Below are 19,390 nucleotides of genomic sequence, written 5' to 3' on the forward strand. Positions count from 1 at the left end.
GACGGCTTCGATCCTCAGCTTCCGCGTCGACTCGACCGGCCCAGGCCCGGCACACCGACTGGGGCTGTGATCGGATCGGTCTCGGGTGAGCGTCGGCGGGCGAGGGCGAGGCTGGCCATCGTCGTGATCGCCATCGCGGCGACGCCGACCAGCGCCGCGGTCGTGTAGGCGTCGTCGTTCGGGAAGAGGCGGCCCGTGGCGGTGCCGGCGGCCAGGACCAGACCGCCGATGGCGCTGCCCAGGGAGTACCCGACGCTGCGGACGACGTAGTTGAAGCTCATGGCGCTCGACGTCTCGCTCGTGGGGGTGACGGCCAGGATGACGCCGGGCATGGCGGCCGAGAAGCTGCCGACGCCGAAGCCCAGCACGCCCATGGCCGCGAGCAGTTCGGCCAGGTTGGACCGGGCGGTGGCGAACAGGACGAACCCGCCGCCGACGATGGCGGCGCTGCCGGCCAGGAGCAGGGGGCCGTCGATCCGTTCGCGGACCCGCGGCGTGAGCTTGCCGGCGACGAACCCCAGCACGGAGAACGGGATGAGGACCAGCCCCGCCACGAAGGTGGTCAGTCCGAAGCCGTAGCCGGCGCTGTGCGGCGTCTGCGCGTAGCGGGTGATGAGCGTGAGCAGGAGGTACATGCCGCTCCCGCCGACGAACATGGCGATGTTCGCCCCGGCGACCGCCGGGTGCCGTACCGCCCGGACGTCGACCAGGGGCGTCTTGGTTCGCAGTTCGGAAACGGTCCAGACGCAGAGCAGGAGTACGGCGGCGACGGCAAGGGTCACCGCCACGGCGAGGTGTCGGCTCCACAGGCTCCTCTCGCCGGCCAGGAACAGGACGAGGAGCAGTCCACCCGCCAGGACGAGCGCACCGGCCACGTTCACGTGAGCGGAGCGGCCTTCGGGAGTTGCGGGCATGGAGCGCCACGCGGTCACGAAGGCGATGGCGGTGACGAGCAGGCCGAGGCCGTAGGCGGCCCGCAGTCCGCCGAACTCGGCGAGCAGCGCGGCCAGCGGGTAGCCGACGCCGGCTCCGATGATGGAGACCACTGAGATCAGGGCGATCGTGGCCGCGCTGCGCTCCTCGGGAAGATGGTCGCGGGCCACGCCCATCATCAGCGCCGTGAGACCGAGTCCGACGCCTTGGGCCGCTCTGCCTGCGAGCAGCCAGGCGAACGGCAGCGGCAGCACGGTGAGCGCGCTGCCGACGACGACGATCGCCAGCGTGGCGAGAATCGTGGCCCGCCGGTGCGGACCGGCTCCGAGCCGGCCGAGGACGGGTGTGGCGACGGCGCCGCTGAGCAGGGCGATGGTCAGCGTCCACTGCGCGCTGTCGAGGGAGACGTGGAACGTGGTCGCCACGCTGGTGATGAGCGGCGTCCCGAGGCTGGCCACCGCCGCCACGACCAGGGCGATGAACATCAGGGCGGGGACCAGCAGACGTGCCTCGGAACGTATCAGGGCAGTGCTCATGGGCTGGTCATGAGCCTGGGCCGCGGTCACCGGCCCGACTCCTCTCGGGCGTGGCTTTCGAGCTCCGCCAGATGCAGCAGCGCCGGAAGGGCTGCTGCCAAGGCCTCGACCTCGTCACCGGTGAGTTCGTCGATCAACCGCGCGTACGCGTCGACGCCCGCCTGGCGTCGCGTCCGGACGTACGACGCGCCGGCCTCGGTCAGGCACACCAGCGTGACCCGCTTGTCGGACGGATCGCCCGTCCGCTCGACCAGCCCGGACTCCTCCATCACCCGGACCAGGACGGTCATCGCGGGCTGGGTGACGCCCTCGGCCACCGCCAGATCGGTGATCCGTCGCGGGCCGGTCTTGTCCAGGGTGGCCAAGGTGGCGGCGGACGTCAGGCTCATGTCGCGGGGAAGGCGTCTCACGGCCCTGGTGGCCAGACCGTAGAGGGCTGACCCGATGGCATCGGAAGCGCCGTGCGCGGCGCCTTGGCGACTCATGCCAGAAGCATAGCAACTTTATATGAATCCTTTATGCATCTCCCGATCAGGGTTCGGCGATACTTGACGTCCTTCGGCAGCGCAGCCGCGGCCGTGAACGCGGTGTTCGCACCGGCCACGACACCTCGAAGTCGCGCGCGGCCTGCACCACCGTCCGTCCGCGGTCGGCGATCGCTTCCCCGGCCGAGGTACGCAGCCGCGACGTCAACCGCGACCGCGGTGGGATCGACGGCAGCGCCTCGGTGAACGTCTTGCGCCGGCACTGCTCCACCCCGACCAAGCCGAACAGCCGCGTCGTATCGCTGGACAAGCCCGTGGCCCTTCACGTGATCCTTCAAGCGTCGCAACTCGAAGAATCACGGAGCGGACGGCCTCGCCGACCTTGCGGTCCTCGTTGGGCACTCCGCTGGAGACGTTCACGTAGAAGGGGAAGGTGCGGGCGGCGCTCATCACAGGATCCGTGACGCCTCCTCATGCCGAACCAGCCGATGAACGGTGAGGTCAGCGCCAGGAACGGGATCGCGCGCGCAGTGTCTACGTCGAGGGGTCCACGAGTTCCTCGCACCGTCTGGTGAAACCGGCGACGACGCCGAACTCCGCGTGTCGGGCTGAGGCAGGTGCGCGAGGGCATGCGCGGGCATGCATCCAGCCCTCGCAGTGCTCCTGCTCCCACTCCGCGAGCGCGCAGGCCGCACGACCCGGCCTGAATTTGTTTCATGTATGGCAGTGGCGTCTCAGCGATATTGGCCCGTGTCTATATTTTTCACCATATTGCCTCTTGAATTTGTTCATCGCCTTGGCGATTTGTGAGAATTGTCCCGGAATTGATGGGCTGACGCATTTTTCGTTGCCGACGGATTGGCTGGCGTCTCGCAGACTTATGTGGCGTTCTCGGTGCTATGGCTTTCGGGGTTGCTGTGGCTATGGTCTGTGGGGGCCGGGTGGGGGGCGGGACAAGGTTGTGACTTCTCTGAGGTTGGGCATTGAGCGTCTGGGCGAGGCGGCTATTATCGCCGTCGGCGGCGAACTTGACGTAACCAACTATCTGGAGTTAGTGGATTTCGCCGATGCGGTGCTCGAACCTCTGAGCAGGCAAGTGGTCCTGGAGTTGTCGGGGCTGACTTTCATGGATTGTTGCGGCGTTCGTGGCATTTTGATGTGTCGTGATGCTGTTGTGAAGCGTGGCGGCGCGTTGTGGATTGCGGCCGTTCATGGCAATCCTGCGCGTTTGCTGGCGATTACTGGGATAGATACTGGACTGGTGGTTCACGAGACGGTAGGGCAAGCTTTGTCCGCTACCGGCGGCGGCGCTGTTCAGCCGTAGGAGCCGAGCGGGGCGATCAATTCTCGGTCGGACGCTTCTCCCGCCCGAGGCGGCCTCTCAGCCGAGGCAGGCTGAGACCTGCGAGGACGAGGACGACGCCCAGGAGCCGGAGCGGCGCGGGCGCCGACCGTTGGACGACCCAGTCGATCACGACGGCGGAGAGCACCTGCCCGCTGATGACCAGCAAGGAGGCGTTCATCGCGCCGAGGCGGGGGAACACATGGCTGTTGACCGCCACGAACAACGCGCCGAACACCCCGCCCACGTAGGCGGCGAGGGGGACGTCCGAGAGGTCCGGCCAGGTGCGCAGGACGAGCAGGACCGCCGTCAGGAAGACGAACCCGACGACGTGGTTCCAGACAGAGGCCTTGAACGCGCCCACCCGGGTGCTGAGCTGGCCGTTGACCGCCCGGCTGGTGCCGATGAGGATACCGTTGAGCAGTGCCAGGAGGATGAGGAAGAGCACCGTTCACCCTCCCCCGAGCACGATGAGCACGCTGCCCGCGAGCACGCATCCGGCGACCGCCAGGTCCATGCCGGTGATGCGGCGCTTGGGGATGCGCAGCAGGCCGAGGTGGTCGGAGACGGTGCCGAAGACGACCTGGCCGGTGAGCATCAGCGCCACGGTCCCGGCCAGGGCGAGCTCGCTGTTGACCGCGACGGCGGACAGGATGACGACGAGCGCGCCGGGAATGCCGCCCAGGTAGAACCAGAGCGGCACCTTGTCCGCCGGCCCGTTCGCGACCGCGCCCGGTGGCGGTCTGCGGCGGGCGCGGACGGCCGCCACCAGCGCCAGCGCCACGACGGCGCCGATCGCGTGGGCCGCCCAGGAGGCGTAGAGCGCGTCGGTGTGCCGGGCGAGCACGGCGTTGGACTGGGTCATCAACGTCAGAAGCACGCCGCCCGCGAGCGCGAGCAGCCAGTCGACGGCGCGTCCGTTCACCCCGCCCGTCCCTTCGCGGTGAACGGCGGCCGGGTGCCGAGTAAGGCCAAGATGATCAGAAAGCGCATGAGTTCCTTTTCGGATTTTTTCAGGACACGGGACGGCGGGCCAGGCGGGGCAGCACGTATTCGCCCACCCGGTACGCCTCCTCCAGATGCGGCCACCCGGACAACACGAACTCGTCCACGCCCACCGCCGCGTACTCGCGCAGCAGCGCCGCGACCTCGTCGTACGAGCCGACCAGGGCGGTGCCCGCCCCCTCGCGCACCAGGCCGATCCCGGCCCAGAGCCCGGGGTGGATCTCCAGGTCACGGGTGGCGCCGGCGTGCAGGCCGACCATGCGGCTCTGGCCGACGGAGTCGTAGCGGGCGAAGCGGCGCTGGGCCTCGGCGATGCGCGCCGGGTCCATGCCGGCCAGCAGCCGGTCGGCCTCGGCCCAGGCGGCGGCGCTGGTGTCGCGGGCGATGACGTGCACGCGCAGGCCGTACCGAAGCTCGCGGCCCAGCGGCCCCGCCAGTGCGCGCAGGCGGGCGATGCGCTCGGCGAGCGCGGCCGGCGGCTCGCCCCACATGAGCATCACGTCGGCGTGACGCGCGGCGACCTGCTCAGCGGCGGGGGAGGCGCCGCCGAAGTAGACGCCAGGCGGCGGGTCGAGGGGCGTGGCCAGCCCGCCGCCCGCGACGCGGTAGTGCTCGCCGTGGTGGTCGAAGGGGGTGCCCGCCCAGGTGCGGCGGAGCACGTGCAGGAACTCGGCGGTCCTGGCGTAGCGGGCGTCGTGGTCGAGGAAGTCGCCGTACGCGCGCTGCTCGACCGGGTCGCCGCCGGTGACGACGTTGAGCAGCAGCCGCCCGTCCGAGATCTCCTGGAACGCCTGCGCCTGCTGGGCCAGCAGCGTCGGCAGGGTGTAGCCGGTGCGGAAGGCGACCAGCAACTTCAGCCGCTCGGTGTGCTGGGTGAGGGCGGCGCAGACGATCCACGGATCGGGGCAGCCGGCGCCCACGGGGGTGAGCGCCGCCTCGAAGCCGGCCTCCTCGGCCGCCCTGGCGACCTGGGTCAGGTACGCGACCGTCGCCGGGCGCGCGGACGGGCGGAAGGCGTCGGTCGTGGTGATGGCCGACCGGACGTCATGACCGTCGCCGGTCGTCGGGAGGAACCAGTGGAAACGCATCCGCCACTCCCATATTCAGCATAAACGATGGGTTTAGTAGGAAATAAGGTACGGGCCGCCTCGACGCTCGCGCAAGCGGAGACGGCGCCCCGCACGACGCGCGCTCAGCGCGGGGGTGGTGCGGTGCTGCCGCGGACGATCAGCTCGGTGCCCAGCTCGACCCGGCTCTGCTGAAGCACCTGTCCCTGCGCCAGGCTCATCAGCATGGACGCGGCCGCGATCGCCATCTCGGTGAGTGGCTGGCGGATCGTGGTCAGCGGCGGGGTCATCCACCGCATCGGCGGCAGGTCGTCGAAGCCGATCACACTGAGGTCGTCCGGGATGCGCAACCCCAGCTCGTAGGCCGCCCGGTAGACGCCCATGGCCTGCAAGTCGTTGCAGGCGAAGATCGCGGTCGGGGGCTCGGGCAGCCGCAGGAGCAGGTGGGCCTGCGCCAGGCCGCCCTCGACGAGGAAGTCGCCGCGCCGGACGAGGCCGGGATCGACGGCGGCCCCGGCCAGGTCGAGCGCGGCGCGGTGGCCGTCGAGGCGCGCCCGGCCGGACAGCGCGTCGTCGGGACCCGTGATCACGGCGATGCGCCGGTGGCCGAGCTCCAGGAGGTGACGGGTCGCCGACAGCCCGCCGCTCCAGTTGCCCGCGCCGACCGAGGGCACCCGGTGGCCGGGATCGCCGGTCGGGTCGAGCAGCACCAGGGGGATCCCGCGCGTGGCGAGCTGCTCGCGCTGCTCGCCGGTCAGCCCGGAGAACACCGCTATCACGCCGGTCGGCCGGCGGCTCAGCACGCCTTCGAGCCAGCCCCGGCCCGGAAGGTGGTGCTGCGGTGACTCCGACAGGACCACGGCCAGGTGGTGCTCGCGCGTCACCTGTTCGACGCCCTTGGCGATCTCGATCGGGTAGTCGCCCTCCAGGGCGTGGAAGACCAGCTCCACCAGGGCGTCCGGGCTGACGCGCCGTCTCTGCCGGCGGTAGCCGTGCTCGCGGATGAGCTCTTCGACCAGGGTGCGGGTCTCGGGCGCGACCTCGGAACGGCCGTTCACGACCTTGGAGACCGTCGCCGTGGACACTCCGGCGAGCTCGGCGAGCTGCGCGATGGTCAGCGACCGCGATGGCGCGGCGGGATCTTCGGTCGCGGTCATGGCCGCAGTTTAACGGGACGGTTCAGGACGAGACCTTCGACGCCAAAGAAGGTCCGCTACGCCCGTACGCCTTTCGGCGGCGGCGAATGGGGAGCCCTTGACGGCGATCTTTTTCAAGGCGTCACCACCACTCGTCCGAAGTTGATCGCTACATTGCGATGATGCCCTTCACTTATCAATCCGCCGGCGCCATGGCGCTCACCGCACTCGTCACGATCACGACCGCCACCACGCCCTCGACGGCGCACGCGCAAGAAGCGTCCATGACCGCGGCGGATCGGGTTCTGCGCGTCTACAACAACAACATCGAGAACCTGATACGAAACAACGCCGACGGCTCGTGCACCCGAATCTCCGGCCCGGACCACCTCACGTCCTTATTGGTCGACGACAACGGCAAGACGGGCACCTCCGGCGTGGTGGCGCCCGACCTGCTGATCGTGCAGCAGGTGCGTGGCACCGGGCAGGCCACGGCTTACGCCGACCAGCTCGGGGCCAAGTTCGGCTATCCGGCGGGCACCTACAAGGCGATCGTGGCCTGGGACGACCCCGAGGAGTGGGGCAGCACGCACAAGTGCAGTCAGCAGGCGCTCGGCGACCTGAAGAAAAGGCAGACCAACGGCATTCTCTACAACACCAGAACGTTGAGCCTGGCGGCGGGCGACATCTCCAAATACTGGAGCGCGGGCTGGTTGAAGCCGGGCACGGCGTACGGCGCCGGGGCCGGGTGCACGCTGTACAAGCCGCCGAGCAATGACGACGGGAGCACCAACGAACACAAATGGAAGCGCACGAGCGCCATCGCGGCCAGGTTCACGATCAAGGCGACGGGGACGACGGTCTTCGCCGCGACCATGCACCTTCCTGAGCAGAACGGCGGCAACGCCTGCGCGGGCGCGGGGGACACGGGCATCGCGAAATCCGGCATCCATGTCGGCGCTGACGCCACGAGTTTGCTGAACGCCTCGGCGATCCGGGTGATCGGGATCGACGCGAATCGCACGGGCATCGCCGCCACCACACTCGGGGGCTTCGGCATGACCGGCTACGGGGCGAAGGCGACCCTCGGTTCCAGGAAGATCGACTACCTGTTCGTCAAGGGCGCCGTGCGGCCGTCGAGCATCGACCATACGGTGAGCAGCACGAAGTCGAATCATCTGGGGTTGTACGGATTCATCGAGTTCTGACCGGCACCACCCGGAGCTCACGGCGGCGCCACTGGCGTGGACCGCCGTGGGCCTTGGATCAGCTCGGCGGAGACGACGTCACAGGCGCCGGCCGACGGTGAGGACGACCGACCAGTGGCGCGTGAGCCGTCCGTCCTGGCGCGCGGCGAGGAGGCGGCGTACCTCCCGGTAGAGGTGTTCGCGTCTGGCCGGCTCCATGGCGATGTGCCCGGAGAACGTGTCCAGCAGCGCGATGTATTCGTCCGCCGTGTAGCGCAGCGCCCATACGTAGCGTCGCGTCCCGACCACCGTGAAAAGCCCGGAGGCGTCGAACTCGGCGGCCATGGGGTCGGCCGCTTCCTCGGGCGGTGGCCACGGGCCGCCGTCGCCTTCGCCGATCTCCTCGTAAACTTTCTGGATCTCGGTGAAGAACGGGTCGAAGCCGGCCGGGAGCGCGTGGTCGGCGTTCCACACGGCCAGGTGGCCGCCCGGAGCGAGCAGCTCGGCCGCCTTCACGTACTTGACCTCCGGGTCCACCCACTTCCACGCCGTGGCCGCGTAGACGAGGTCGAAGCGGGCCCCTGCCGGTGGCTCCCAGTCTTCGAAGGACGACGTGATCACCGAAACGCCGGCGAATGCGGCGAGGTGCTGCCGTGCCCGCGCCGCCAGGGCGTCGCCGAGCTCGACCGCGGTGATCCGGAAGCCCATCCGCGCCAACGGCGCCGTGGCCTTCCCGGGGCCGCAGCCGATTTCGAGCAGGCGCGCGGGCGGCGTGATCGCCGTGATCGCGAGCAGGTCGGAATAGAGCGCGGCCGGATAGTCGGGGCGTGCGTCTTGATAGGTGTCGGCGGCGCTGTCGAAGGTGGCTCGCAGCCGAAGATCACGAGGCATGCTCCCATCCTGACAGTGCCAGACCGCTGATGCCTTGCATGAGTCAGGAGTGGTGGGGGATGGCCATGTGACGTGTGGTGATGTATATGCATGTAGGGAAATGAATGATGCAAAAGAGACAGAAGGCGTGACACTGGACGCCAAGGGGCCGGCGTTCATCGGCCGGGCCGACGCCATGGCGACGGTGGTCGACGCGCTGGCCCAGCCCGCCGCGCTCGTCCTGATCGAGGGCGAGGCGGGCATCGGCAAGTCCCGCCTGGTCGACGAATGCCTGGCCACGCCGGCCCTGCGTGACCTGCGGGTGCTGATGGCGGTGTGCCCGGATCTGCGGGAGCCGTTTCCGCTCGGCGCCGTGGTCGACGGACTGCGGCTCTTCCACGATCGGCTGAGCGCGCTCGAGTTGAGCCCGCTGGCCGGAGCGTTGCGACCGCTGTTCCCGGAGTGGAGCGCGCTGCTGCCGCCCGCGCTGGAGTCGCTCGCCGATCTGCAGGAGACTCGCCACCGGCTGTTTCGCGCACTCACCGAATTGATCGATGCCCTCGGCATCGAGGTGCTGGTCGTCGAGGACGCGCACTGGGCGGACGCGGCGACCCTCGACTGGCTGCTCATGCTCTGCGCATCGGGCGGCGGGAGACGCTCGATCGTGGCTACCTACCGTCCGGCGGACGTCAGCGAACGCTCCCCGCTGTTACGCCTGACCTCGCGGCTGCCCAGGAAGATGAGGCAGGAACGCGTGTCCCTGGAGCCCCTGGACGTGGCGCAGACGCGAGCGTTCGTGGCGTCGATGTTCTCGGACGCGGAGGTGTCCGAGAAGTTCGCGGCGTTCCTGCGCGAGCACACCGGCGGCATCCCGCTGGCCGTGGAGGAGACCGTCCGGCTGCTGCGCGATCGGCGCGACATCTTCAGGGACGAGACCGGCTGGCGGCGGCGGCTCATGGGGGAGCTGCAGGTGCCGCCCACGGTGCGGGACTCGGTGCTGGAGCGCGCCGCCAGATTCTCCCCGGCCACCCGGGCGGTGCTGCAGGCGGCCGCGGTCCTGGAGGCGCCTGCGGACGAGTACCTGATCGCCGCCGTGGCCGACCTGGACGAGCACGCCACCCGCGACAGCCTGGCCGAGGCCCTGGCGAGCGGGCTGATGCGGGAGACCGCCCGCGACGCCTTCGCCTTCCGCCACATCCTGGCCTCGCACGCGGTGGCGGACGCGATCCCGGTCCCGACCCGGCGCCTGCTGCACCGGCGAGCGGCCGTGTCGCTCCGCGACAGGGAACACCCTCCGGCGGTACGGCTCTGCCGCCACTTCCGGGAGGCGGGCGACGTGGGGGAGTGGTGCCGCTACGCCGAGGCCAGCGCCGAACTGGCCCTGGAGTCGGGTGACGACCAGACCGGTGTGGCCTTGCTCCACGAACTGCTGACCACGGCCGACCATCCCGTCGACCGGCGGGTACGGCTGGCGCAGAAGCTGGGCCAGGCCGCGACGCTGACCGCCGAACCGCTGTTCGGGCTGGGCGAGTTGGTCCGCGAAGCGCTGGAGCACGTGCTCGCCGACCCCGACCTGCCACAGGACGACCGCGGGGAGATCAGGCTACGTCTGGGGCAGGTGGTCCTGCACCTCGGCAGGTTCGAGGACGGCGCGGCCCACGTGGAGGCGGCCGTGTCCGACCTGGAGCATCGCCCCGCCCTGGCCGTGCAGGGCATGTTCATCCTCGCGACGCCCTTCAACGCGGCATGGCCGGCGGCACGGCACCTGGCCTGGGTGGATCGTGCCGTGGCGCTGCTCCCGTACCTTCAGGCTCCGGTGGAGCGCCAGGTCTTCCTCACCGGCCATGTCATGTCGCTGCTCCTGCTCGGAGAGGGCGAGGGGTGGCGGGTGGCGGAGACCATCCCGCGGACGGCGGAGAGCCAGCTGGAGCGCCGGGGGATCGTCAGGACGCGGCTGATCGTGGCCCAGTCCGCCCTGCTCTGGGGGCGATACCCGCAGGCCCGCGCCGGCCTGGCCGCCGTGGGCGCCATGGTGGAGGACATCGGCTACCGGCGGGTCGCCGACACCGTGCGGATCGGCCAGGCCCGGCTGGCCTGGCACACCGGCGACTGGCAGGGGTTGGACGAGATCGTCGAGGATCTGGCCACCTCGGAGTCGGCCGACGCGGCGACCCGCCTGGAAGCCAGGACCATCCAGGGGCAGCTCGATCTCGCGTCGGGGGCGCGGCCGCGGGCCGAGCGCCGCCTCGGCCTGGTGCTGGAAGCCAACAGGCCGCGCGGCAGCGCGGATCCTTTCGTGTTCCCCAACGCCGCCCTGGCCAGGATCGCCCTGTCCGAGGGCGACCACGAGGGCGCGATCGAGCTCACCGAGCCGATCATGGGCATGATCGACCGCAAGGGGATGTGGCTGTGGGCCACCGACCTCATGCCGGTCCACGTCAACGCTCTCATCGCCGCCGGCCGGACGGGCGAGGCTCGCGCGCTCGTCAACACCTTCACCGACGGGCTGGCCGGTCGGGACATCCCAGGTCCCGCCGCGTCTCTGGCCACCTGCCTGGCGATCGTCGCCGAGGCCGAAGGCCGGGACGCGGAAGCGCTCTTCGCCGAGGCCGCGCGAGCGTGGGCGGCCCTGCCCCAGCCGTACGACGAGCTCCTGACGCTGGAGCGGCAGGGGAGGTTCCTGCTCGGCTCGGGAGCGGGCGAGCGAGGGCTGGCGGTGCTGTCGGACGTGCAGCAGCGGCTGCAGGACCTCGGCGCCCGCTGGGACGCGGATCGGGTGGCCCATCTCCTCCGCGGGCACGGCGTGGAGGTGTCCCGCCCGTGGCGGGGCGGCCGCAAGGGGTACGGCGACCGGCTGTCGCCCCGAGAGCTGGAGATCGTGAACCTGCTCGCCCTCGGCTGGACCAACAAGAGGATCGCGGAGAGCCTGCAGCTGTCGCCGCGGACAGTGGAGCGGCACCTGAGCGCGGCCATGCGCAAGGTCGGCGTGGCCTCGCGCACCGCACTGGTCATGGCGGTCGCCCCCGCGGGACTGCCGAACGCCGGGCCCGACCAGGAACCGACGTAGGCGGGTCCCGACCGACACGTAGGTTCCCGCGGCATTAAATGGGTGATTTGCCGACTCGCGGCGGTGACCGTGCCGAGCTGATCATGATCTTCATGAAAGACGATCAGCAAGAGCAGGAACCCCCGGTGGAAGAGCCTGAGGAGACTTCCCCGGATGAAGTGCCGCCCGTAGACGAGCACGAACCGCTGTAACCACCGCGCGGATCCTTACCCCCACGTTCGCGTGCCCGGCGTCGTCCGACGTATGGCGCGCGGCAGAAAGCCGGGAATCCATGAGATTTCTCAGAGATCGGGCGACCGCGGTCGGCGCGGCGCTGGCCCTGACGATAGCCGCGGGAGGCGGTACGGCCGGCTCGGCCGCCGCTTCCCCCACCCCTCCGGACATCCAGCACGGTTCGCCCCAGAGCGCCCGAGTAGACCAGAGCGCCACGGGAAACCAGAGCGCCCCAGGAAAGACGACGACGTCCACGGTGACGCTGCTCACCGGTGACCGGTTCCGGGTCGAGACCGCGGAGGACGGCACCCAGCAGGTCAACCTGCTCCCGGACGGGCGGGACGCCGCCGGCGGCACGTTCTCCCAGTTCACCCTCGGCCGCGACACGTACGTGGTGCCCTCGGAGGCGGTGCCGTACCTCGGCAAGACGATCGACATGCGCCTGTTCAACGTCAGCTACCTGGTGCGTGCGAAGCTGGACGACGAGCGCAGCAAGACCCTGCCGGTGAAGGTGACAGCGACCAAGGCCAAGGCGGAGGGGCTGCCCGCGACCAGCGTCGCCTCCGCGACCGGCGGGATCGCCAAGGCGAAGGTGACCAAGAAGGACGCAGACGGCCTCGGCCGGCTGCTGGCCCGGCAGTGGCGCGGCACCGGATCGGGCAGCGCCGCGATCGGCACGCTGCCGGGGGTGGAGCGGATCGAGCTCGCCGTGCCCAAGGGCGCTCCGGAGGCTCCCGCCGCGCCGCTGGGGACGAGCACCGCCAAGGCGGCGAGCAAGGGAGTGCGCTTCCACCGGTTGACCGTCGACGCGATCGGCCGCGACGGCAAGCCGGGAGTGATGCTCGGGGCTGTGACCAACGTTGCCGACGGGCAACTGGCCAACTTCGGCTTCACCTACCCAGGGGAGGGCAAGAAGTCGTTCATGGTGCCGGCAGGCACCTACAACATCATGGCCAGCGTCCTCACCGGCCCGGCCGACGACCTTACCTCGCAAATGGCGCTGGTGACGAAGCCGGAGGTGCGCGTCGGCTCCGACACCACGGTCACCCTGGACGCGCGCGGCGCCGTGCCGTACCAGGCGAATCTGGAAACCCCGCCGCAGCGGGACCTGCAGCGGCTCGATGCCTTCACCTTCCTGCGCACCAGCGCCGCAGGCGACCAGACCGGAGTGGCGCCGTCCGGCCTGCTCTACGGTCTCCTCTGGAAGACGATCTCCTACCCGCCGAACGGGAACCCTGGCCTGTTCGCCACCCCGACCCAGCCGGTCACCAAGGGCGGCTTCGACTTCATGGCGATGACGTCGCTGGCCGAGGGCGCCGTCTCCGGCCCCGAGATGGGCTCCACCTACGAACTGCTCTTCCCGTACGGTGGTGCGGTCCCCGCCTCGATGACACACACAGTCAAGGCGTCGGACCTGACCACGGTGCGTTCGGCCCTGCACGACGCGCCGTCGGACGATCCTTCGCCCAGCCCGATCAACCGGCACAACTACGCGTTCCTGCCGTGGGGCTGGACCGATTTCGGCTACGGTGGCGAACCGGTCAACGGCGAGCGCACCGACTACCTCTACAGCAGCCGCCCCGATCAGGTGATCTGGCAGAGCATCATGGGCCCCGACCGCGGCGAGCGGATCCACGGCCCGCGCAGGAAGATCCAGCCGGGACAGGTGATCAGGGAGGAGTGGAACCGGGGGCCCGACGTGCCGTCGACCGCCGCCACCTACGTCATGCGGGCCCAGCACGGCATGCTCGGCAGCCCGGACACGCAGGTGGGCACTCCGCTGCGGCAGGTCTGCGTCGCCTGCAGGCAGGGCGACCTGGGCATGGTCTACATCCAGGGCTTCGGCGACTCCGACCCGCTGCACTTCACCGAATACGGGTGGACGTCGTCGAAGCTGGCCTTCTACCGTGACGGCAAGCTGGTCTTCGGCGCGGGAGACCTAGGGGGGTACGACCCCACCCCCGAGACGCTTCCCCTGCTGCGTCGCCCGGCGGAGTACCGGCTGACGTGGACCACGGCCAACGAGAGCACCCCTGACTCGCCGGGCACCACGGACTGGACGTTCCGTTCCGGGCCGCAGGACAGCGCGGCGACCCTGCCAGGCGACGTGCAGTGCGCGGACCCGACGTTGGCGTGCTCGTTCCTGCCGCTGCTGTTCGTGCACTGGGACCTGGCCCTGGACCACGAGTCGCGGGCGAAGGCCGGGCAGCCGTTCGATGTGGGATTCCGGGTGTCGCGCCAGGAGCACCAGCCCGCGCCCGCCGAGGTGGCGGCCACGGTCGAGGTGTCCTACGACGACGGGAAGACCTGGTCGGAGCCGAAGACGACCACGCGGAAAGCGGACGGCACGTTCACCACGCCGATCACGCACCCCGGCTACGCCGAGGCGACCCGGTGGGTGTCGCTGCGTGTCAAGGCGCACGACGCCGGCGGCAGCACCGTCACTCAGACCAACGTCCGCGCCTACCGGCTGACCGGCTGACCGGGAGAGATGACATGCGCACCAAACGGATCATGATGCTCACGGGCGTGGTGGCCGCCCTGCTCAGCACGCTCACGCCGGCTGCTCCGGCCGTCGCCGACGCGCCACCGCCGTCCACCCGGGCGATCTGCCCTGAGGACGCCGACCAGGCGGCCTGCCTGCTTAAGGTGGCCACCGACGGCACCGGCCGCACTCTGCGCCCCGCCGAGGCCGCGAAACTCACCTCGGGGCCGCTGACCGCCAAGGATCTGCAGGAGGCCTACCGGCTGCCAGCCGACCTCCTCGGCGGTGGCCGGACCATCGCCGTCGTCGTGCCGTACGACGTCAGCTCGGCCGAGCCGGACCTGGCCGTCTATCGGGAGACCAACGGCCTGCCCGCCTGCGACGAGGTCTTCACCTGCTTCAGGAAGGTCAACCAGCGCGGCGGAGACACGCCGCCGCCCTCCGGCCCCAGCTACGCGGCGTACGCCGCGGCCGGTCTGGACATGGCCTCGGCGGCCTGCCCCAACTGCAAGCTGGTGCTGGTGCAGGCGGATGACAACTCCTTCGCCAACCTGGCCCTGGCCGTGGACCAGGCCGCCGCCCAGGGAGCGGACGCCATCGTCTCCATGTGGGGGGTCGCGGAGTTCGAGGACCAGATCGCGCAGGCCGCTCACTTCAACCATCCGGGTGTCACGATCACCGCGGCGGCGGGGGCCGGCTTCAACACCGACGGCCGCCAGCTGGTTCCTGCGGCCTACTCCTCGGTGATCGCGGTGGGCGGCACCGAGCTGTGGCGGGACCCGGCCGCCGAACGCGGCTGGAGTGAGACCGTCTGGCGGGACACCGGCTCGGGCTGCTCCCTCTACGAGGCGCGCCCGTCCTGGCAGCCGCGTGGCGACTGCGGGAGCCGGCGGACCGTGGCCGACGTGTCGTCCGTGGCCTCCTCCACAACCCCGACCCAGATCTACAGCAGCGCTGTCGGCGGCTGGGCCGCGGCCTCGGGCACCCCGCTGGCGGCGGCGTTCATCGCCGGCGTGTACGGCCTGGCGGGCACCGACTCGACCAAGCCTCCGGGCAAGCGCCTGTACGGCGGCTCGCGGTACCTGTTCGACGTCACCGCCGGCGCCAACGGCACCTGCGCCGGCAGCAACGTGTGCGCGGCGCGCGGCGGCTACGACGGGCCCAGCGGCATGGGCACCCCCAACGGCACCGGCGCCTTCTAGGAGATCCCCATGCGAAGAACACGTCATCATCTACGCCGCGCGACGCTCGCGGCCGGGCTCACCGCCCTGCTCAGCACGGTCGTCTCCGCAGGCACCCACACCCCGGCCAGCGCGGGACCCGGCTGCACCCCGGCCTGGAGCATCATGCCCGCCGCGGCCGTCGACGCCGACATCGTCGACGTCAGCGTCATCGCACCCAACGACGTCAGGTTCACCGAGAACCTCTCCTTCGCCGGCATCCGTACGCTGCGCTGGGACGGCCGGTCGCTGATCGAGAACGGCCCGCAGATCGCAATCCCCCCGCGGACCTCCACCGCGTTCGATGCCGGTAACGCCTCGTTCGACTCGGCGGGAAGCGGCTGGGCGCACGTGCGGATGAACGGCGCGGCCAGGCCCGACGGAGCGCGCATGCTCGCCCGATGGGCAGGGGGACGGTGGACGCTCACTCCGGGCGCGCCGAGCACCGATCCCACCTTGGGCGGGCCCAGGGCGGAGGACATCGCCTCGCTGGCACCAGATCTGGCGTGGGCGGTCGGCACCATCCACGGCACCGGGTACCAGGCCTTCATCGAGCGCTGGGACGGCACGGAGTGGGCGATGGTCGACCATCCCGCAGCGGACCGCCCCACCACCAGTCTGAGCGCCCTGAAGGCGGTGTCGGCCACCGACGTCTGGGCGGTCGGCTTCTCCCGAAGCGACGGCGCCTACCACCCCCTGGTGCTCCACTACGACGGCACCGCCTGGACGGAGAGCCCGCTGCCGGACATCGGGCCGAGCGGGTACCTCAAATCGATCAGCGCGACCGGGCCCGACGACGTCTGGATCGGCGGGTTCACCGGTGACGAGTCGGAATCCGCGCCGCTCCTGCTGCACTGGGACGGGAAGAGCTGGAGCTCGATGCCCACTCCAGAGCCAGGACCCCACGGGACGGAGATCACCCGCCTGTACGCCGCGACCCCCGGCGACCTCTGGGCCGTTGCCCTCGACACCCAGCAGAACAACGGGTTCCGACTGACGCACTGGGACGGCATCACCTGGCAGGACGTCAAGCCCCAGGGAGCACAACCGTCGGAGTACGGATTCAACTTCTCCGACGTGGGCGGCAGCGGCCCCGACGACGTGTGGGTGGTGGGCACCTCCACCTTCACCGAACCCTCGGGCACCGACTACCCCTACTTGCGGTCGCGACGCTTGATCGCCCACCTGAGCTGCGGGGGTAAGTGAGATGAGACTGGCACACATCGCGGCCGCGTGCGTCCTGACGCTGGTCACGGGCACGTTCGCCGCCACACCTGGTGCGGCACAGGCCGACCCGGCGCCTTCCGCCGCACCCGCGCAGAAGCTGAAGATCGCCCAGGATCTGCTGGCGACCTTCGTCAAGGCCGACACCGCGGACTTCTGGGTCCGCCTGTCCGGCAAGGCGGACATCTCCTCAGCGAGCAAGATCAAGGGCAGGACGCCCCGCGGCCAGGAGGTCGTGGAACGGCTCCAGGCCACCGCCGACAGCTCTCAAGAGCCGTTACGCAAGCTCCTGAAGGCCGAGGGGCTGAAGTCGACCGCGTTCTGGGCCACCAACGCGGTGTACGTCAAGGACGCCTCCGAAGCCGTCGCCCGGAAGATCGCCGGTATGAAGGGCATCGAGGAGATCCGCGCGCCGAAGACCTACGCGATCCCCGAACCGGTGCGGACCGAGGCCCTGTCCACCGCCGTCCAGGGCGTCGCGTGGGGGGTGAGCAACATCAACGCCGACGACGTGTGGGCCCAGACCGGCCGCCGCGGCGAGGACATCGTGGTCGCCAACGTCGACTCCGGGGTCCAGTTCGACCATCCCGCCCTGGTCAAGTCCTATCGGGGCAACAACGGCGACGGGACCTTCACCCACGACCACAACTGGATCGACCCGCTCGGCGACTGCCCCACCGCCGAACCGTGCGACGAACACGGGCACGGCACGCACACCATGGGCACCATGGCCGGCGACGACGGCGCGGGCAACCAGATCGGCGTCGCCCCCGGCGTGAAGTGGATCGCCGGCATCGGCTGCCCCGCGGGCTCCTGCCCAGAGGAAGCCCTGATCAAGTCGTCGCAGTGGATGCTCGCCCCCACCGACCTGTCCGGCCAGAACCCCGACGTGTCCAAGCGGCCGCACATCGTCAACAACTCCTGGGGCTCGGACCCCTCGAACGACCCCATGTTCGAGGACATCCAGCTCGCCTGGGCGGCTTCGGGGATCATGGGCATCTGGGCCAACGGCAACAACGGCGCCGGGTGCCAGACCTCCGGCGCTCCTGGTAGCCGCACCATCAACTACTCCGTCGGCGCCTACGACGCCAACAACAAGATCGCGAGCTTCTCCAGCCGCGGCAGCGGTCAGGACGGCGAGGTCAAGCCGGACATCTCCGCCCCCGGCGTCCGGGTGGTCTCCTCCCTGCCCGGCAGCACCTACGCCGCCTGGGACGGCACCTCCATGGCGGCACCGCACGTGGCCGGGGCGGTCGCGCTGCTGTGGTCGGCGCGCCCTGAGTACGCCCGCGACATCGACAGCACCCGGATCCTGCTGGACCTGTCGGCCATCGACACCGACGACACCACCTGCGGAGGCACCGCCGCCAACAACAACGTGTACGGCGAGGGCAGGCTGGACGCGCTCGCCCTCATCCAGGTCGGCACCGCCGGAACCGCCACCTTGACGGGAACCGTCACCGACGCGGACACCAAGCAGCCCGTCGCCGGCGCCACCGTCACCCTCACCGGCCCGACGAACCGCAACTTCACCGTCGGGGCCGACGGCGCGTACGCCTACACCCTCGCCGCCGGCGACTACCAGGTGAAGGTGACGGCCTTCGGCTATCAGACCACCACCCAGACCGTCACTCTGGCCAAGGATGGCGCGATCACCCACGACGTCGCGCTGCCGCCCACCGAACGGATGAACCTGACCGGCACGGTCGCCGACGGCTCCGGCCTGGGCCGCCCGCTGGCCGCGAAGATCACCGCCGACGACGGCGCCGGCCACCGCTGGACGACCGAGGCCGACGCGGCCACCGGCGCCTACACCCTGCCCCTGCTCCCCGCGACGACCTACACCGTCACGTACACCTCCGCCGAGCCCGGCTACGATCCGGCCACCCGCCAGGTGGTCATGGGCGATGCCGCTCAGCGCCTCGATGTGGGCCTGACGGTCTCGCTCACCTGCGTCGCCAAGGGCTACGAGGTCACCCGCTCGGGCAGCACGCAGCCCTTCGACGGGTCCAAGAAGCCCAGGGGCTGGACGGTCGACAACGTCAAGCTGGACATCCCCAACTACGACTACCAGCCTGGCTGGGTCTTCTCCGACCGCGCCAAGCGGGGTAACCACACCGGCGGCAAGGGCGGGTTCGCCATCGTCGACTCCCTCAACTCCGGCAAGGGCCACATCCAGAACAGCTACCTCACCAGTCCCTCCTACGACCTGCGCAGCCGTACCAAGGCCACGCTGGAGTTCGCGCACGACCTGCGACCGGCGATCAACTCCACCACTTCGGTGGACCTCAGCCTGGACGGCGGCGGCACCTGGAAGACCGTCTGGAGCGCCAAGGGCTACCCCGGCGCCCCGGGCCCGGCGACCCAGGTCATCCCCATCCCCCAGGCCGCCGGCCAGGCCAACGTCAAGTTCCGCCTCCACTACCTGGGCCAGAACTCGGGCTGGTGGGCCGTCGACGACGCCTTCGTCGGCGACCGCACCTGCACTATCGCCGGCTGACCCTTTCACCGGCACACGTCCGCCGCGCCCGGGGCGCCCCCGCGCGGCGGGCGTTTAGTGGTAGTTGGGGAGTTGACACCGGTGGAAGACACTGAAAAAATAGGGGATGTGGGTTTGCGG

General features: G+C 70.3%; 15 protein-coding genes. 7 read left to right on the forward strand and 8 right to left on the reverse strand.

What is annotated here, in order from left to right; translation table 11 throughout:
• Positions 1–14: 14 nt before the first annotated feature.
• From ACWD0F_RS49560 to ACWD0F_RS49570, 3 genes are read right to left on the reverse strand one after another with little or no spacing between them, the layout of a single operon-like run.
• Positions 15–1,469 carry an MFS transporter gene (locus ACWD0F_RS49560; RefSeq protein WP_449889783.1) on the reverse strand — a complete coding sequence of 485 codons (1,455 nt, stop codon included), beginning with the start codon at positions 1,467–1,469 and terminating at the stop codon, positions 15–17.
• A 26-nt stretch (positions 1,470–1,495) separates the two neighbouring features.
• A complete protein-coding gene (locus tag ACWD0F_RS49565; protein ID WP_449889785.1) occupies positions 1,496–1,954 on the reverse strand; it encodes a MarR family winged helix-turn-helix transcriptional regulator in 459 nt (152 codons plus the stop codon).
• A gap of 46 nt (positions 1,955–2,000) precedes the next feature.
• Entirely contained in the window at positions 2,001–2,264 is a 264-nt protein-coding gene (locus tag ACWD0F_RS49570; RefSeq protein WP_449889787.1) for a helix-turn-helix domain-containing protein, read from the reverse strand.
• Between the two features lie 666 nt (positions 2,265–2,930).
• Between ACWD0F_RS49570 and ACWD0F_RS49575 the strand changes: the two genes are divergently transcribed.
• The gene (locus ACWD0F_RS49575) at positions 2,931–3,278 is read left to right on the forward strand and encodes an STAS domain-containing protein (protein WP_449889789.1); all 348 of its coding nucleotides are present in this window, start codon (positions 2,931–2,933) and stop codon (positions 3,276–3,278) included.
• A 16-nt stretch (positions 3,279–3,294) separates the two neighbouring features.
• On the opposite strand, the gene ACWD0F_RS49580 is transcribed toward ACWD0F_RS49575, so the two are convergent.
• The 4 genes from ACWD0F_RS49580 to ACWD0F_RS49595 all read right to left on the reverse strand — a co-directional run bounded on the left by ACWD0F_RS49580 (position 3,295) and on the right by ACWD0F_RS49595 (position 6,525).
• Entirely contained in the window at positions 3,295–3,744 is a 450-nt protein-coding gene (locus ACWD0F_RS49580) for a DMT family transporter (protein ID WP_449889791.1), read from the reverse strand.
• A 3-nt stretch (positions 3,745–3,747) separates the two neighbouring features.
• Complete coding sequence (locus tag ACWD0F_RS49585; protein WP_449889793.1) at positions 3,748–4,221, reverse strand: DMT family transporter; 474 nt, start codon at positions 4,219–4,221, stop codon at positions 3,748–3,750.
• Between the two features lie 88 nt (positions 4,222–4,309).
• Positions 4,310–5,389, reverse strand: coding sequence for an LLM class flavin-dependent oxidoreductase (locus tag ACWD0F_RS49590; RefSeq protein ID WP_449889794.1), 1,080 nt, complete (start codon positions 5,387–5,389; stop codon positions 4,310–4,312).
• A gap of 104 nt (positions 5,390–5,493) precedes the next feature.
• Positions 5,494–6,525: a LacI family DNA-binding transcriptional regulator gene (locus ACWD0F_RS49595; protein WP_449889796.1), complete on the reverse strand. Its 1,032-nt coding sequence runs from the start codon at positions 6,523–6,525 to the stop codon at positions 5,494–5,496.
• 161 nt (positions 6,526–6,686) lie between these two features.
• On the opposite strand from ACWD0F_RS49595, the gene ACWD0F_RS49600 reads away from it, so the two are divergent.
• Positions 6,687–7,712, forward strand: a complete 1,026-nt coding sequence (locus tag ACWD0F_RS49600) for a hypothetical protein (RefSeq protein ID WP_449889797.1) — start codon at positions 6,687–6,689, stop codon at positions 7,710–7,712.
• A gap of 78 nt (positions 7,713–7,790) precedes the next feature.
• Here the strand turns inward: ACWD0F_RS49600 and ACWD0F_RS49605 are convergent, their stop codons facing one another.
• Entirely contained in the window at positions 7,791–8,582 is a 792-nt protein-coding gene (locus ACWD0F_RS49605) for a class I SAM-dependent methyltransferase (protein ID WP_449889799.1), read from the reverse strand.
• A 127-nt stretch (positions 8,583–8,709) separates the two neighbouring features.
• Here ACWD0F_RS49605 and ACWD0F_RS49610 point away from each other — a divergent pair, with 127 nt between their 5' ends.
• From ACWD0F_RS49610 to ACWD0F_RS49630, 5 genes are all read left to right on the forward strand, one after another.
• Entirely contained in the window at positions 8,710–11,628 is a 2,919-nt protein-coding gene (locus tag ACWD0F_RS49610) for a helix-turn-helix transcriptional regulator (protein ID WP_449889801.1), read from the forward strand.
• A gap of 271 nt (positions 11,629–11,899) precedes the next feature.
• Positions 11,900–14,323 carry a hypothetical protein gene (locus ACWD0F_RS49615; RefSeq protein WP_449889803.1) on the forward strand — a complete coding sequence of 808 codons (2,424 nt, stop codon included), beginning with the start codon at positions 11,900–11,902 and terminating at the stop codon, positions 14,321–14,323.
• 14 nt (positions 14,324–14,337) lie between these two features.
• Positions 14,338–15,528 (forward strand): hypothetical protein, encoded by a 1,191-nt coding sequence (locus ACWD0F_RS49620; protein ID WP_449889805.1) that lies wholly within the window; start codon positions 14,338–14,340, stop codon positions 15,526–15,528.
• 9 nt (positions 15,529–15,537) lie between these two features.
• Positions 15,538–16,752, forward strand: a complete 1,215-nt coding sequence (locus tag ACWD0F_RS49625) for a WD40/YVTN/BNR-like repeat-containing protein (protein ID WP_449889806.1) — start codon at positions 15,538–15,540, stop codon at positions 16,750–16,752.
• 1 nt (position 16,753) lies between these two features.
• Positions 16,754–19,270 (forward strand): S8 family serine peptidase, encoded by a 2,517-nt coding sequence (locus ACWD0F_RS49630; RefSeq protein WP_449889808.1) that lies wholly within the window; start codon positions 16,754–16,756, stop codon positions 19,268–19,270.
• Positions 19,271–19,390 lie beyond the last annotated feature (120 nt).

This window comes from Nonomuraea sp. NPDC002799 (genome assembly GCF_053592075.1).

Excerpts from the sequence above, each read along its gene's own strand:
- ACWD0F_RS49590 (WP_449889794.1), bottom strand. The coding sequence starts at position 5,389 with ATGCGTTTCCACTGGTTCCTCCCGACGACCGGCGACGGTCATGACGTC.
- ACWD0F_RS49615 (WP_449889803.1), top strand. The coding sequence starts at position 11,900 with ATGAGATTTCTCAGAGATCGGGCGACCGCGGTCGGCGCGGCGCTGGCC.
- ACWD0F_RS49630 (WP_449889808.1), top strand. The coding sequence starts at position 16,754 with ATGAGACTGGCACACATCGCGGCCGCGTGCGTCCTGACGCTGGTCACG.
- ACWD0F_RS49600 (WP_449889797.1), top strand. The coding sequence starts at position 6,687 with ATGCCCTTCACTTATCAATCCGCCGGCGCCATGGCGCTCACCGCACTC.
- ACWD0F_RS49625 (WP_449889806.1), top strand. The coding sequence starts at position 15,538 with ATGCGAAGAACACGTCATCATCTACGCCGCGCGACGCTCGCGGCCGGG.
- ACWD0F_RS49595 (WP_449889796.1), bottom strand. The coding sequence starts at position 6,525 with ATGACCGCGACCGAAGATCCCGCCGCGCCATCGCGGTCGCTGACCATC.
- ACWD0F_RS49605 (WP_449889799.1), bottom strand. The coding sequence starts at position 8,582 with ATGCCTCGTGATCTTCGGCTGCGAGCCACCTTCGACAGCGCCGCCGAC.
- ACWD0F_RS49565 (WP_449889785.1), bottom strand. The coding sequence starts at position 1,954 with ATGAGTCGCCAAGGCGCCGCGCACGGCGCTTCCGATGCCATCGGGTCA.
- ACWD0F_RS49620 (WP_449889805.1), top strand. The coding sequence starts at position 14,338 with ATGCGCACCAAACGGATCATGATGCTCACGGGCGTGGTGGCCGCCCTG.
- ACWD0F_RS49560 (WP_449889783.1), bottom strand. The coding sequence starts at position 1,469 with ATGAGCACTGCCCTGATACGTTCCGAGGCACGTCTGCTGGTCCCCGCC.